Origin of the sequence: Streptomyces sp. NBC_00523 (assembly GCF_036346615.1) — a bacterium.
Taxonomy (GTDB): domain Bacteria; phylum Actinomycetota; class Actinomycetes; order Streptomycetales; family Streptomycetaceae; genus Streptomyces.
The window spans coordinates 6,349,383-6,363,360 of the sequence record NZ_CP107836.1 but is presented as its reverse complement, the minus strand read 5'-3'; the positions used below and the strand labels follow the sequence as shown (position 1 = coordinate 6,363,360).

14 protein-coding genes are annotated in these 13,978 nt (G+C 74.5%); 8 read left to right on the top strand and 6 right to left on the bottom strand.

The features are described from left to right. The first annotated feature begins 283 nt into the window (after positions 1–283). The 3 genes from OHS17_RS28760 (at position 284) to OHS17_RS28750 (ending at position 2,983) form a co-directional block, all read left to right on the top strand. A complete protein-coding gene (locus tag OHS17_RS28760) occupies positions 284–1,219 on the top strand; it encodes a DUF1996 domain-containing protein (protein ID WP_330314493.1) in 936 nt (311 codons plus the stop codon). A 70-nt stretch (positions 1,220–1,289) separates the two neighbouring features. Then, entirely contained in the window at positions 1,290–1,856 is a 567-nt protein-coding gene (locus OHS17_RS28755; protein ID WP_330314492.1) for a DUF305 domain-containing protein, read from the top strand. Positions 1,857–1,930: 74 nt separating this feature from the next. After that, a complete protein-coding gene (locus OHS17_RS28750) occupies positions 1,931–2,983 on the top strand; it encodes a LacI family DNA-binding transcriptional regulator (RefSeq protein ID WP_330314491.1) in 1,053 nt (350 codons plus the stop codon). On the opposite strand, the gene OHS17_RS28745 is transcribed toward OHS17_RS28750, so the two are convergent. Together OHS17_RS28745 and OHS17_RS28740 are read right to left on the bottom strand one after the other, a co-directional pair. Next, positions 2,984–5,074, bottom strand: coding sequence for a phage holin family protein (locus OHS17_RS28745; protein WP_330314490.1), 2,091 nt, complete (start codon positions 5,072–5,074; stop codon positions 2,984–2,986). Between the two features lie 84 nt (positions 5,075–5,158). Next, the gene (locus OHS17_RS28740; RefSeq protein ID WP_330314489.1) at positions 5,159–5,563 is read right to left on the bottom strand and encodes a hypothetical protein; all 405 of its coding nucleotides are present in this window, start codon (positions 5,561–5,563) and stop codon (positions 5,159–5,161) included. 224 nt (positions 5,564–5,787) lie between these two features. On the opposite strand from OHS17_RS28740, the gene OHS17_RS28735 reads away from it, so the two are divergent. Next, positions 5,788–6,570: an MBL fold metallo-hydrolase gene (locus OHS17_RS28735; RefSeq protein WP_330314488.1), complete on the top strand. Its 783-nt coding sequence runs from the start codon at positions 5,788–5,790 to the stop codon at positions 6,568–6,570. Next, on the top strand, positions 6,567–7,193 hold the full coding sequence (locus OHS17_RS28730; RefSeq protein WP_330314487.1) for a DedA family protein: 627 nt from the start codon (positions 6,567–6,569) through the stop codon (positions 7,191–7,193). Before OHS17_RS28735 ends, OHS17_RS28730 begins: the two co-directional genes overlap by 4 nt. Here OHS17_RS28730 and OHS17_RS28725 read toward each other — a convergent pair. The 3 genes from OHS17_RS28725 to OHS17_RS28715 form a co-directional block, all read right to left on the bottom strand. Continuing rightward, entirely contained in the window at positions 7,141–8,232 is a 1,092-nt protein-coding gene (locus OHS17_RS28725; RefSeq protein WP_330314486.1) for an MBL fold metallo-hydrolase, read from the bottom strand. The two genes, OHS17_RS28730 and OHS17_RS28725, sit on opposite strands and share 53 nt — an antisense overlap. A gap of 36 nt (positions 8,233–8,268) precedes the next feature. Continuing rightward, complete coding sequence (locus tag OHS17_RS28720) at positions 8,269–9,519, bottom strand: aminotransferase class I/II-fold pyridoxal phosphate-dependent enzyme (RefSeq protein WP_330314485.1); 1,251 nt, start codon at positions 9,517–9,519, stop codon at positions 8,269–8,271. 141 nt (positions 9,520–9,660) lie between these two features. Next, positions 9,661–10,434: an IclR family transcriptional regulator gene (locus tag OHS17_RS28715; protein ID WP_330314484.1), complete on the bottom strand. Its 774-nt coding sequence runs from the start codon at positions 10,432–10,434 to the stop codon at positions 9,661–9,663. Positions 10,435–10,547: 113 nt separating this feature from the next. Here OHS17_RS28715 and OHS17_RS28710 point away from each other — a divergent pair, with 113 nt between their 5' ends. From OHS17_RS28710 to OHS17_RS28700, 3 genes are all read left to right on the top strand, one after another. Then, a complete protein-coding gene (locus tag OHS17_RS28710; RefSeq protein WP_330314483.1) occupies positions 10,548–12,044 on the top strand; it encodes a bifunctional phosphatase PAP2/diacylglycerol kinase family protein in 1,497 nt (498 codons plus the stop codon). Positions 12,045–12,221: 177 nt separating this feature from the next. Then, positions 12,222–13,031 carry a class I SAM-dependent methyltransferase gene (locus tag OHS17_RS28705; RefSeq protein WP_330314482.1) on the top strand — a complete coding sequence of 270 codons (810 nt, stop codon included), beginning with the start codon at positions 12,222–12,224 and terminating at the stop codon, positions 13,029–13,031. A 59-nt stretch (positions 13,032–13,090) separates the two neighbouring features. Next, positions 13,091–13,444: a VOC family protein gene (locus OHS17_RS28700; RefSeq protein WP_330314481.1), complete on the top strand. Its 354-nt coding sequence runs from the start codon at positions 13,091–13,093 to the stop codon at positions 13,442–13,444. Here the strand turns inward: OHS17_RS28700 and OHS17_RS28695 are convergent. Beyond that, positions 13,441–13,977, bottom strand: coding sequence for an AAA family ATPase (locus tag OHS17_RS28695; protein ID WP_330314480.1), 537 nt, complete (start codon positions 13,975–13,977; stop codon positions 13,441–13,443). The two genes, OHS17_RS28700 and OHS17_RS28695, sit on opposite strands and share 4 nt — an antisense overlap. Position 13,978 lies beyond the last annotated feature (1 nt).

Below are 13,978 nucleotides of genomic sequence, written 5' to 3'. Positions count from 1 at the left end.
CCCACCACTGACAACGCCCCTGCCGAAGAGGTCGGGAGAGGCCAGGAGAGCGCTCTCCCTGGCTCGGCGCCAAGGGTTTTGGTCAACAAATGCGAGAGAGAGCGCTCTCCCGACTTTCGCGACTCGAACCGCCCCCGCGATACACGGAATCGAAGGTTCGCCAGCTGTATTGACATGCCCCCAACACGCTCTTACGTTCCCTGGCAGAGAGCGCTCTCTCGCCTGATCATGCCGCTCATGATCAGGGCACATCCCCCCACCACTTCCCCCGAACAGGAGTGCCGTGCTCTTCTTCCGTCAACGACGCAGCGGCGAGGACAGCCACCGCAGAACCCCATCGCCCCGGCGGTACCGCACGGCGGCGCTCGCCGCCGCCGCGCTCGCCCTGACCCTCCTTCAGGCCTCCACCGGCAGCGCGTCCGCCGGCGCGCCGGCCCCCGCCCCCAAGGCGGCCGCCGACGTGGTCCGGGTGGCCGAGTTCCTCGCCGAGTGCCCGTACACCCACCGGGCGCCCGACGACCCGATCGTCTTCCCGGGCCTGCCCGGCGCCTCGCACATGCACAGCTTCTTCGGCAACGACTCCACGAACGGCCACTCCGACCTGGCCTCGCTGGAGAAGGCCCGGAGCACCTGCTCACCCGACATCGACCTGTCGTCGTACTGGGTGCCCACCCTGTACGACGGGGACAAGGAGGTGGAGCCCACCGGCACCACGTTCTACTACCTGGGCGAGGGCGTCCGGGACGACGTCATCCGGCAGATCCAGCCCTTCCCCCGGGGTCTGAGGATCGTCGCGGGCAACGCCAAGGCGACCGGGCCGGACGACAACACGATCTCGCGCTGGTCATGCCTGCACCACGGCGAGGTCAACCCGTCGCACGACTTCGTCAACTGCCCGTCCGACGGGATGCTGGAGTCGTACCTCGACTTCCCGCAGTGCTGGAACGGCAAGGACCTCGACTCGCCCGACCACAAGAGCCACATGTCGTACCCGGTCAACGGCGAGTGCCCGGCCACCCACCCGGTGCCGGTGCCCAAGCTCCGCCAGGTGCTGCGGTACCCGGTCAACGGTGACCCGTCCAGGTTCCGGCTGGCGTCCGGTCCCGGCTACACGATGCACGGCGACTTCTTCAACGTGTGGCCCGAGGCCGAACTGGCGCAGCGCGTACGCGACTGCATCAACGCCATCATCAAGTGCGGGGCCGACGGCACCCCCTGACGCACACCCCCGTCCCCACCCGCCCGTCCGGGGCCCCGCGCCCGGACGGGCCCTCCCCGAGGGAGCCCTGATGAAAGCGGCCCGCAGCGCGGCGGCGCTCACCCTGCTGCTCCTCCTCCTGGCCGGCTGCGGCTCCCCGGCGGCCGGGCCGGAGAGCGCTCCGCCGCCCGCCACCGGCGCCCCCGCCGATCCGACCGACGCCGCCTGGGCGCAGCTCATGACCCCGATGAACGAGTCGGCCGTGGCGCTCCTGTCGCTCGCCGCCGACCGCTCCGGCGACACCGCCGTACGGCGCTGGGCGGCCGGGCTGCGGACCTCGCAGAACGGTGAACTGGCCCGGCTGCGCCCGTTGCTGGCCCGGATGGGGCTGCCGGACACCAATGTGCACGAGGGTCACCACATGCCCGGCATGGTGACGGCCGACGACCTGGCACGGGCCCGCACGCTGAAGGGCGCGGCCTTCGACCGGTTCCTGGTGGACCGGATCGGCGGCCATCTGCGCCAGACCGCCCAGGTGTCGCGCTCCGAGACCGGGGCCAGCACCCGGCCGGACGCCAAGCGGCTCGCGGCCGCCCTGGTCTCCGCCCGCCGGGCCGAGATCGCCCGGCTGCCCGCCCCGTCCGGCGCTCCCGGCTGACGGGCGGGTCAACGTAACACCAAGGCAACCATGGCCGTTGCCCCACCGGTCGTACCACCCGGTATAAAGACTGCATGCCTGCCGACGCGTCGCCGCCCGCCCGTCCCGTGACCTTGGAGGACGTCGCCGGAGTGGCCGGGGTGTCACGGGCGACGGTGTCCCGGGTGATCAACGGGGCGACCACGGTGGACCCGGCGCTGCGGCGGACGGTGGAGGCTGCGGTGGACGCCACCGGTTACGTGCCCAACCGCGCGGCCCGGTCGCTGGTGACCCGGCGCACCGACTCGATCGCGCTGGTCGTCTCGGAGCGGGAGCGGCGCACCGTGCCCGAGCCGTTCGTCGGCAGGATGTTCTCCGATCCGTACTTCGGGCGGGTGGTGGCCGGGCTCCTGGAGGTGCTGCGCCCCGCGGGCATCCAGCTGGTCCTGATGCTGGCCGACGACCAGGAGTCCCGCGACCAGCTCCTTTCGTACCTGCGCCACGGGCACGTCGACGGAGTGGTGCTGATCTCCTCGCACGCGGACGACCCGCTGCCCGGGCTGCTGCACGGGACCCGGCTGCCCGCCGTGCTCGCCGGGCAGCCCCGCAGGCCGACGCCGCTCACCTATGTCGAGGCGGACCAGCGGGCCGGGGCGCGGCTGGCCGCCGACCATCTCGCCGCGCTGGGCCGCCGCCGCATCGGCACGGTGTCGGGCCCGCAGGACATGCCGGCCGGTCAGGCGCGGCTCGCCGGGTTCCTGGACGCGGCCGCGGCGCACGGCATCTCCGACGTGGTGACCGCCGAGGGCGACTTCACCCATGCCGGGGGCGCGGCGGCGATGCGGCGGCTGCTGGCGGAGCGGCCGGATCTGGACGCGGTGTTCATCGCGTCGGACCTGATGGCGCTCGGGGCCGTACCGGTGCTGCTGCGGGCCGGGAAGGAGGTCCCGGACGACGTCGCGCTCGTCGGGTTCGACGACAGCAGCGCGGCGCTGGCCTGTGATCCGCCGCTGACGACGGTCCGGCAGCCGGTGGAGGAGATGTCGGCGGAGATGGCCCGGCTGTTGCTCAAGCAGATCGGCAAGCCGGTGGACCCGCCGCCTTCGGTGATCTTCCACCCGACCCTCGTACGGCGGCAGTCGGCCTGATCAGGCGCGGCCGGGCTCCTCGTCGGAGGTCACCGGCACCTGGGGCCCGGACGCCTCCTGGAGCCAGCGCCGGAGGACCCGGTGCACGGCCTCGGCGCCGACGAGTTCGTCGGGGCGCTTCCCGTCCTCGCCGGTGACGGCGTCCAGCGGGTCGGTCAGGGTGCGCGGCCAGAGCAGGAACGGCCGGGACTGGTCGCCGCCCAGGCCGCCGTGCGAGCCGATCTGCTCCTCGAAGGCGTGCACGGTGCCGGTGGCGGGGTCGTACATGGAGTTGACCATCACGTCGGCGACGTGCGGGAAGGTGTCCGTCCGCCGGATCGCGTCCGCGGCGCCGGGACCGTACACGGCCAGCGGCCCCTCTCCGTCGGCCAGCTCCGCCAGGGGCACCCGTACGCCGTCGCGGGCCAGCACCACCGAGCCGTGGCGTTCGCTGCGGACGAGCAGGAAACCGATGCCCGGGTGGTTGGCGAGCGTGGAGAGCAGCGCGGGGTGTCGGCGCTCCAGCTGTTCCTGGGAGGCGCGGCCTCCGATGTCCGGGAAGGAGATCAGGCCTAGGTTGCCGGAGGCGAGGACTATCGGGTCGGAGGGCTTCGCGACGTGCTCCTCCTGCCCCCCGGCGACCGGCCGGTGCAGCGCGATCCGGACCGCGTCGCGGGCCTCGGAGGCGCTGCGGGTGCGCTGGGCGCGCCGGGGCACGGGCAGTCCGCTGCCCGCCCGGACGAGGTCCTTGAGGGTCAGCCCGTACACCCCGGCGAAGGTGTCCCCGGGGCTCTGGCCGTGGTCGGACAGAAGCACGATCCGGTAGGTGCGGGGCGCCTGCTCGGCGACCTTGGTGATCAGGGCGAGCGCCCGGTCCAGGCGGGCGAGCACCTTCTCCGCGTCGCGGCTGCGCGGTCCGGAGTGGTGCGCCACCTCGTCGTACGCGACGAGGTCGGCGTAGACGGCGGTCCGGCCGGCGAACATGTCGCCGATGACGGCGGCGACCACCACATCGCGTTCGACCACGGTCGCGAAGGCGCGGATGAAGGGGTACAGGCCGCCGCGCTTGATGCGGGGCTTCTCCTTGCGGAGGCGGGAGCGGGTCGACTGGGCGATCTCCCGGCAGACCTCGGCGGCGAAGGAGCCGGCGGTGCGGACGGCGTTGGCCGGGTCGGAGAAGTAGGCGAAGTACCCGGCCCGGGAGCGGCGGCCCTTGCCGAGCCGGGCGGCCATCGAGAGGACGAGCGCGAGCTGGGCGGCGCCGCCGCTGAAGAGGTTGCCCCGGCTGGCGCCGTCGAGGGTGAGCAGTCCGCCGTCCCGGGTGCGGGTGATGGCGCGGCGCTGGAGTTCCAGGGCGCTCGCGGGCTTGCTGGAGACCATGACGAGGCCGGTCTCCTTCTCGTACCAGCGGAAGGCGGGGACATCGTGGTTGGTTCCGTGCAGGATGCCGAGCTGGCTGGCGCCGGTCTGGCTGGACCAGTCGGTGCGCCAGGGTATGAGCCGGTGTCCTTCCGGTCCGGCCAGCCAGTGGGCGACGGTCGGCATGACTCCCCCGGCGGCCGCCGCGACGAGAGCGTCATGGCCGACCCCGTCGAGCTGGATGAAGACGGTGCCCGGCGGGCCGCCGCGCGCGTCGCCCGTGCCGGTGCGCCGGCGGCGGCGGTCGGCCAGGCGGGAGAGGCGGCGGCGGTAGGCGTTGTCGTCGCGCACGGCGAGGGCGGTGGAGGTCGCGGAGGCGACGGCGGACATCACGGCCGCGACGGCGACGGCGGTCTCCGGGGCGGCGGCTCCCCGGCCGTCCGGGATGAGCCGGAGCGCGATCAGCAGCAGCGAGCCGTTGAGGAAGAAGACGAGCGCGCCGAGGACCAGGGCCGGGACGATGAGCAGGGCGCGTACCAGGACGGGCCAGACCAGTGCGGAGAGCAGTCCGAAGGCGCCCGCGCCCCAGGCGGCGGTGAAGGCGGTCTTGGTGATGCTGTCGCCGTCGGCGGACTGGAGCCGGAAGTCGGGGAGGATGCCCGCGAGCGCGAGCATGGTGAGCGTCGAGACGGCCCAGACCGCGATCACGCGCATCAGCGCGGCGCCGGCGCGCCGCCATCGTCTGTCGCCCACGCCCTCGTCACCTCATGTCCGGGCCCTGCCGTTCCGGGCCCTTTTCCCAGCCTTTCACAGTGGTCCCGGCGGCCCCGCGCCCGGTCAGCAGCCGTCGTATCCGGCGGTCGGCATGGAGAGGCGGCGGTGCACTCCGGCCTTGCCGTCGGAGGTGTAGGACGGCTCGGTGAGCCCGGCGATCTCCAGGCGTACGCCGCGCCGCTCGCACTCCGCGGTGAACTCCGGCACCGAGGCCAGGGCGCGGGCGAGGACCCGGTCGCAGGGGGCGACGAACAGTTCGACCTCGCCGCTGTCGATGCCGTCCCAGAGCGCGGGGTGGTCGGGGCGCAGCCCGTAGAGGCGCAGCTGCCGGGTGACGACATAGCCCTGGTCGGCGGCCCAGCGGGCGCACATGGCGTGCTGGCCGCGGGTGTCCACGAGGAACGGATCGCTGTCCAGTTCCTCCAGCGGCGTCAGGCTGGCGATGGCCGCCACGCGTACGTCCCCCATGGCCCGTCTTCTCCCCGTGCTCGTCGTTCCCCGACCCTATGCGCCCGTACGCGAGGGCCGAGGGAGCGTTCCGGGGCGGCGAGGGGGCGCACGGGGGCACGGGCCCAGGCCGGTGATCCACGGGTGCGCCGGGGTGCGCGGACCGCACGGGCGTGACTGGCCGTAGGCTCGTCGGGGCAGGGGTGAGGGGGGCCGAGGGCCCGGTGAGCAGGAGGAGGCGGCGCGTGCCGGTGGAGATCACCTGGTGGGGTCATGCCACGTGCACGATCGAGGACTCCGGGGTCCGCTTCCTGACCGACCCGCTCTTCGTACGGCGCTTCGCGCATCTGCGGCGGCGCCGGGGCGAGCTGCCCGGCCCGGACGCGGCCGTGGCCGATGTGGTCCTCATCTCGCATCTGCACTCCGACCATCTGCACCTGCCGTCGCTGGCGCGCGTCGCGCCGGGGGCCCGGGTGCTGGTGCCGCGCGGTTCGGTGCGGTCGGTGCCGGGGCTGCGGCTGCTGCGCCGGGCGCGCGGGCTGCGGATCACCGAGGTGGTCGCGGGCGACGAGGTGTGTGTGGGCGGGGTGCGGGTCCGGGCGGTCCCGGCGCTGCACGACGGCCGGCGCCTGCCGCTGGGCCCGCACCGCTCCCCCGCGCTGGGTTACGTGGTGGAGGGCGCGGCGCGTACGTATTTCGCCGGGGACACCGGGCTCTTCGACGACATGGCGCGGGTGGTCGGCCCGGTGGACGTGGCGCTGCTGCCGGTCGGCGGCTGGGGGCCGTATCTGGGCCACGGGCACCTGGACGCGGGGCGGGCGGCCCAGGCGCTGACCCGGTTGCGGCCGCGCGCGGCGGTGCCGGTGCACTACGGCACGTACTGGCCGATCGGGATGGACGCGGTCCGGCCGCACGAGTTCCACGCGCCGGGCGAGGAGTTCGTGCGGAAGGCGGCGATGGTGGCTCCGGAGGTCGTGGTGCACCGGCTGGCGCACGGCGAGCGGGTCCGGCCGGAGGGCCGCGCGTGATCGAGTTCCTGCGCCAGACGGCGCAGCTGCCCGCCGAGTCGACGCAGCAGGCGGTCGGCTATCCCTCGTTGTTCCTGCTGGTGGCGCTGGGTGCGCTGGTGCCGGTGGTGCCGACGGGCGCGCTGGTGAGTTCGGCGGCCGTGGTGGCGTTCCACCAGTCGGCGCCGTTCGCGCTCCTGGTGGTGTTCGCGGTGGCGTCGTCGGCGGCGTTCCTGGGGGACATATCCCTGTACTGGCTGGGGCAGCGCGGGGTGCGGTCGAAGAACGGGTCGCGGTGGCTGCGGACGATCCGGGACCGGGCGGCGCCGGAGCGCCTTGAGCAGGCGCAGCGGAAGCTGGACGAGCACGGGGTGACGGTCCTGGTGCTGTCCCGGCTGGTGCCGGCCGGGCGGATCCCGGTGATGCTGGCGTGCCTGCTGGGCCGGATGGAGCTGCGTCGGTTCGCCCGGGGCGACGCGCCCGCGTGTCTGGCGTGGGCGGCGACGTACCAGCTGATCGGGATCCTGGGCGGTTCGCTGTTCCCGGAGCCGTGGCAGGGGGTGGTCGCGGCGGTGGGCCTGACGCTGCTGATCAGTGGGGCGCCCGCGGTGTGGCGCCGGACGCGGGCGTGGTGGGCGCGCTGACGTCGGCCCGGCGGGCGGTCAGCAGACGGGAGCCGCCGATGGGCAGGTCCCAGAGCCGGTCGCGGGGGTGTCCGGCGCGCTGCCAGGCGGTCCGCAGCCGGGTGAGGGGTTCGAGGACCGGTTCGGCGGAGAGCAGGAAGGTCGCCCAGTGCATGGGCGCCATCGCGTGGGCGCCGAGGTCCTCGTATGCCTGCACGGCCTCCTCCGGGTCGGTGTGGACGTCGCCGAGCCACCAGCGGGGCTCGTACGCGCCGATCGGCAGCAGGGCGAGGTCGATGCCGGGGTGGCGGCGGCCGATCTCGGCGAACCAGTGGCCGTATCCGGAGTCTCCGGCGAAATAGATCCGGCCGCCGTCCCCCGCACCGGTGGTGTCCTGGACGACCCAGCCGCCCCACAGCGAGCGGCAGGTGTCGGTGAGGGTGCGCCGGGACCAGTGGTGGGCGGGCACGAAGTCGAAGCGGACGCCGTCCAGTTCGGCGTGTTCCCACCAGTCGAGTTCGGTGACGTTGCCGAAGCCCCGGCGGCGGCACCACGCGCCGAGTCCGGCCGGGACGAACAGCGGGGTGTGCCGGGGCAGCCGCCGCAGGGTGGGGGCGTCCAGGTGGTCGTAGTGGTTGTGGCTGATGACGACCGCGTCGACGGGCGGCAGGTCCTCCCAGCGGACGCCGACGGGCGTGATCCGGGCCGGGGTGCCGAGGATGCGGCGGGACCAGACGGGGTCGGCGAGGACGGTGAGGCCGCCGGTGCGGATGATCCAGCTGGCGTGCCCGGCCCAGGTGACGGACGCTGCGCCCGCCGGGACGGGCGGCAGGGGCTCGGGGGCGTACGGCAGCCGGTGGATGTGGCGCAGGCCCTCCGCGTTGGGCCGGATGGCGTGCTCGCGGGCGAGCCGGGACATGCTCCGGACGCCGGGGAGCGGGGCGGTGAGCCGGTCGGCGAAGCTGCGGGGCCAGGTGCGCACCTCGCCGAGGGGACGCGGTGCGACGACCTCGCCGCAGACGGCGGGGGGTGCGAGGGGGGTCTCGGTCCGGTCCGTCATCGGGGCTCCCGTCCAGGAGTGCGCCGGCGGGGTGGGTCAGCGCGGTGCGTCGAGGGCTGCTCGGAAAATGCTCAGCGCTGCGGCGATGTGCGGCAATTCGAGCGGGTCCGGGGCGGTGAGCGCCTCGGCCTGGCGTTCCGGGTCCGTGCCGAGGAGCGCGCCGGTGCCCAGCCGGACCCGGAGCGCGCCGAGTTCGTCGCCGAAGCGGTGGCCGCCGGGGGCGGGGGTGCCGAGCCGGGCGGACAGGAACTCCTCCAGTTCGAGGGAGTCGGTGACGCCCCGGGCGGCGAGCCGGGAGCGGAGCGGGCCGAGGTCCGCGTAGAGGTGGCGGCCGGCCTGCGGGGGCCGGGCGAGGGCACCCCAGCCGAGGACGGCGCGGTGTGCCTCTGCGGCGAGCCGGGCGTGCAGGGCGGCGGAGCGCCGGGCCCGTTCGGTGACGGCGTCCGGCTCGCGCAGCGCGTGGGAGGCGGCCGCCGCGACCGGTCCGGCGACGGAGGCGCCGAGTGCGGTGAGGACGTCGAGCGTACGGGCGTGGCGGGTGGCGGAGCGCGCGGTGTCCGGGAACCGGGCGACGGCAACGGGCCAGGCGGCCGGGGTCAGCGCGCCGTACAGGCCGGAGACCACCGTGACGTCGTCGGGGCACATCTCGGCGGGGCTGACCAGGACCGTGTCGTGCGGGCGGTGCAGGGTGTCGCGCCAGGTCTCGTCGCTGACGATGTGCAGCCCCTCGTCCACGGCGGCCTCGCACGCCTCGCGCACGAGTTCCGGCGGGGCGACGGTGGCGGTGGGGTCGTCGGCCACCGAGAGCAGCAGGAGCCGGGGCCGGCCGCCCTCGGCGCGTACCCGCCGCACGGTTTCGAGGAGGGCGTACGGGTCGGGCACGCCGCCGCACTCGGCGGGGGTGGGCACCTGGTAGGCGGGGCGGCCGAGCAGCCTGGCCTGCGGGATCCAGGAGGCGGGGCAGGGGCGCGGCAGCAGGACGTCGCCTCCGTGCGCGGCGATCAGGGCGAGCAGCAGCGGTGCGGTGCCGGGGGCGGCCGCGACGCGCTCGGGGCCGCAGCGCAGTCCGCGCCGGTCCCAGTAGGCGCAGGCGGCCTCGCGCAGGGCGGCCGATCCGCCGGCGGGCTGGGGCGCGGCGTCACCGGCGGCGGAGGCCAGCACCCCGGCCAGTTCGGGCAGGACGGGCAGGCCCGGCCAGGGGGCCGGCGGCCCGTACCGTACGGGGCCCCGGTCCTCCCGGACCGTGTCCGTGCCGCGCTCGTGCCGCCCGGTCCGTTCCCGGCCCATCGGGCCTCCTTCGCCGTCCGCCCTCGGGCCTGTCTTCAAACTGCCGTCGTCGCCCGGAGCGCGCCGCAGACGGCAGTTTGAAGACAGGCCCTCGGGACCTTTATACGAGGGAACGGGGCGGGGCGCCTTCCCTGGCCCGGTTCACACCGTGCTCCGGTCGTGTCCGAGGCGGCCGGACAGCTCGTCGGCGGCTTCGACGGCGAGGGCGGCGAGTTCCCGCTCGCGCTCCTCGGTCCAGCGGATCATCGGGACCGAGACGGAGAGCGCGGCGACGACCTGCCCCGACCGGTCGCGCACGGGGGCGGCGACACAGCTGACGCCGGGGTCGGACTCCTGGTGCTCCGTCGCGACCCCGCGTTCCCGTACGGCGTCGAGCGCGGCCCGCAGCTCGCGCTCGCCGGTGAGGGTGTGCGGGGTCAGGGCGGCCGGTTCGAGGCCGTCGAGCCGGGCGTCGAGCTCCGGGGCGGGCAGCGAGGCGAGGAGCATCTTGCCGGCGGACGTGCAGTGGGCGGGCAGCCGGTGGCCGGCCGCCGACACCGTGCGGACGGCGTGGGTGGAGTCCGCCTGGGCCACGCAGACGGCGTCGGTGCCGTCGAGGATCGCCACATGCACGGACTCGCCGCACCGCTCGGCGACGCGCCGGGCGACCTGGCGGCCCTCGGCGGCGAGGTCGAGCTGTTCGGCGTACCGGCTGCCGAGCTGGTAGGTGCGCACCCCCAGCCGGTAGCGTCCGGGCCGCTCGGGGTCGGTGACCAGGTACGACCGGGCGGCGAGCGTGGTGAGCAGCTCGTGGACGGTGGTACGGGGCAGCTGGAGCTTGCGGGTCACCTCGGGGGCGGACAGCGTGCCGTCGCCCTGGAGGAAGAGTTCGAGGACGTCGAACGCCCTGGTCACCGCCGGCACGAGTCGCCCCATGGCCCCGCATTCCCCCTTGTTCGGTGTCCCGGCCGCGACCGGTGTGACGAACCTCAGGCTACCTTCGGCGTGGCTGCTGGTTCGGGGCGGCGATGCGGGGTATCCGCTGTCGCATGTCGTCAGCGAGCAATGCTTCCGTCCCGTCCCGGATCGCCGGGCTGCGCGACCGGTTCCACCGGCGCGATCTCGCCGTGTTCCAGAATCTGGCCCAGCGCCACTGGCCGGCCGCGGGGCCGGTGCTGCCCCGCCTGAGCCGCAGCGCCAATCACGGGCTGCTGTGGGTCGGGGCGGCGGCCGGCATGGCCGCGTTCGGCGGCAGCGCCCGGGCCCGGCGGGCCGCGCTGCGGGGCATCGCCTCGCTCGCGGTGGCGTCGGCCGCGATCAACACAGTGGGCAAGGGGGCGGTCCGCAGGGACCGGCCGATCCTGGACGCCGTGCCGGTGATACGGCAGCTGAAGCGGCAGCCGGTGACGACGTCGTTCCCGTCCGGGCACGCCGCGTCGGCCGCCGCCTTCGCGACCGGGGTCGCCCTGGAGTCGCGGGGCTGGGGGGCGATCGTGGCGCCCGTCGCGCTGTCCGTGGCGGCGTCCCGCGTGTACACCGGGGTGCACTACCCGAGCGATGTGCTGGCCGGGGCGGCGCTGGGCGTGGGGGCGGCGTTCGCCCTTCGGGGGGTGATACCGACGAGGGGGCAGCTGCCCGCACCGGGCAGGCCGCCGGCCGACGCGCCCGCCCTGCCCGAGGGCCGGGGCCTCGTGGTGGTCGCCAACCAGGAGTCGGGGACGGCGACCGCGACGGCCGCGCTGATCCGGAACGCGCTGCCGGAGGCGGAGATCGTGGAGTGCGCGCCCGGCCGGCTCGCCTCGGAGCTGGCGCAGGCGGCGGACCGGTGCACGGCGCTGGGGGTGTGCGGCGGGGACGGCACGGTCAATCTGGCGGCGTCCGTGGCGGTGGAGCACGAGGTGCCACTGGCGGTGTTCCCGGGCGGGACGCTGAACCACTTCGCGTACGACCTGGGCATCGAGACCGGCGCCGACGCCTGCTCCGCGCTCACCGCCGGGAGCGCGGTGCGGGCGGACGTGGGCCGGTTCCGGCCGGGGCCGGAGGGCTCCGACGGTTACTTCCTGAACGCCTTCAGCCTGGGCGTGTATCCGGAGCTGGTGCGGATGCGGGAGCGCTGGTCGCCCCGGATCGGCGGCTGGCCCGCGGGGGTGCTCGCGGCCCTGCACGTGCTGCGCGGCGAACGGCCCCTGGAGGCCGAACTCCAGGGCCGGTGCCGCCCGTTGTGGCTGCTGTTCGTCGGCAACGGCCTGTTCCAGCGGGTGGGCCCGGCGCCGGGGCGGCGGCACAACCTCGCGGACGGGCTGCTGGACGTCCGCGTGGTGCACGGCGGCCGGACGCCGGGGCTGAGGCTGCTCGCGGCGGCGGTCGCGGGCCCGCTGACCCGCTCCCCCATGCACGCGGCGGTCCGCCGTCAGCGGGTGCGGATCTCCGGTCTGAAGCCGGGGACGCCGTACGCGTACGACGGTGAAGTGGCGCACAGCGAGACGGAGTTGCTGATCGACAAGCTACCGGAGGCGCTGACGGTGTACTGCCCGAGGCCGGCGTAGGGACACCCGGCCCAGCAGCCAACAGGGGGCGGTCGACGTGGAGTCGGCCGCCCCTTTCGCGCGCCCGACCACTGTCCACATAGCAAGATACCCATCTCATTATTCGGCAACAGGGCCTACGGTGGTCCTACCGATCAGCGCTTTCGCGGTTCGCGTTTCGAGAGAGGATGCACGGTCATGTCGAAGGAGACCGCCGTCTACACCCACGGCCACCACGAGTCGGTGCTGCGCTCGCACAGGTGGCGCACCGCCGCCAACTCCGCCGCCTACCTCGTCGGCGAACTGCGTCCGGGCCTGGACGTGCTGGACGTCGGCTGCGGCCCCGGCACCATCACCGCGGACCTGGCCGCGCTGGTCGCCCCGGGCCGGGTGACCGCCGTCGACACCACCGACGAGATCCTGGCCCAGGCAGCCGAGGTGGCCGCCGAACGCGGCATGGACAACGTGGAGTTCGCCGTGGCGGACGTCCACGCCCTGGACTACCCCGACGACTCCTTCGACGTGGTGCACGCCCATCAGGTCCTCCAGCACGTGGGCGATCCCGTCCAGGCACTGCGCGAGATGCGCCGGGTGTGCCGCCCCGGGGGCATCGTCGCCGCGCGCGACAGCGACTACGCGGCGATGACCTGGTATCCCGAGTCGCCGGGCATGGACCGCTGGGCGGAGCTGTACGGCCGGGTGGCCCGCTCCAACGGCGGCGAGCCGGACGCCGGGCGCCGGATGCTGTCCTGGGCGCGGCAGGCCGGATTCACCGACATCACGCCCACGGCGGGCTCCTGGTGTTACGCGACGCCGGAGAACCGGGCCTGGTGGAGCGGGCTGTGGGCCGACCGCACCGTCGGCTCGGCGTACGCGAAGCTCGCGGTGGACGGCGGGCACGCCACGGCCGAGGAACTGGCGGAGATCGCCGACGCGTGGCGCGCGTGGGGCGCGCAGGACGACGGCTGGTTCATGGTGCCGCACGGCGAGGTGCTCTGCCGGGCCTGAGCGCACGGCCGGACCGAATGGATCACATGGCGGGGGGGTAGCCAACTAACCTGGCCGCCATGGAGATCCTGGGAACCACGCTGCGTATCTGCGTCGCCGACCTGGAGGCCGCGGTCGCCTTCTACGAGCGGCTGACCGGCGCTCGGGCCCTCCGCTTCGAGCGCGGCGGGGTGTCCGTCGCCGCGATCAGCTGCTTCCTGCTGATGAGCGGCCCCGAATCGGAGCTGGAGATCCTGCGCAAGGTCACCGCGACCATCGCCGTGAAGGACGTGGACGAGGCCCACGCGTCCCTGACCCGGGTCGGCGCCCGCGTCATCGCGGGCCCCGTCCCGACCCCGGTCGGCCGCAACCTGATCGCGGTGCACCCGGACGGCTCGGTCTTCGAGTACGTCGACCGCAACGCCCCCGTTTAGGCCAGGCCGGTCCGCTCCAGCACCAGGGCCGCGAGCTCAGCGGTGGGCAGCTCGCCGTCCAGCACCACGGTGTCCTCGCGGAGGCTGCCCACCGCCGCCACGCACTCCGGAATCCGCGCCTTCCCCCAGCGGCGGGCCGCCTCGTCGCGCTCCGGGTCGTCGGGCAGCAGCACCCGGTCGTGCAGCCGCTGTTCGAGTACGGGTGCGGAGACGTTCAGGAAGAAGTGGTGGACCGGGACGCCCGCCTTCTCCAGGGCCCCGAAGATCTCGTCGGCGTACTGCCTGCGGACCACGGTCATCGGCGCCAGGACCGGCCGGCCGTACTCCTCCACCAGCCCCTGGGCCAGCGAGGCCACCTGCCTGCGCCACAGCGGGATGTTCTGGAAGTCGCCGCCCGGCACCTCCACGATCTCGCGCAGCAGGAAGCCGACGTACTCCGGGTCGAAGACCAGCGCCTCCGGCAGTCTGCGGTGCAGTTCGGTGACCAGCCTGGTCTTGCCGCTGCCGAAGGCTCCGTTGATCCAGATGATCATG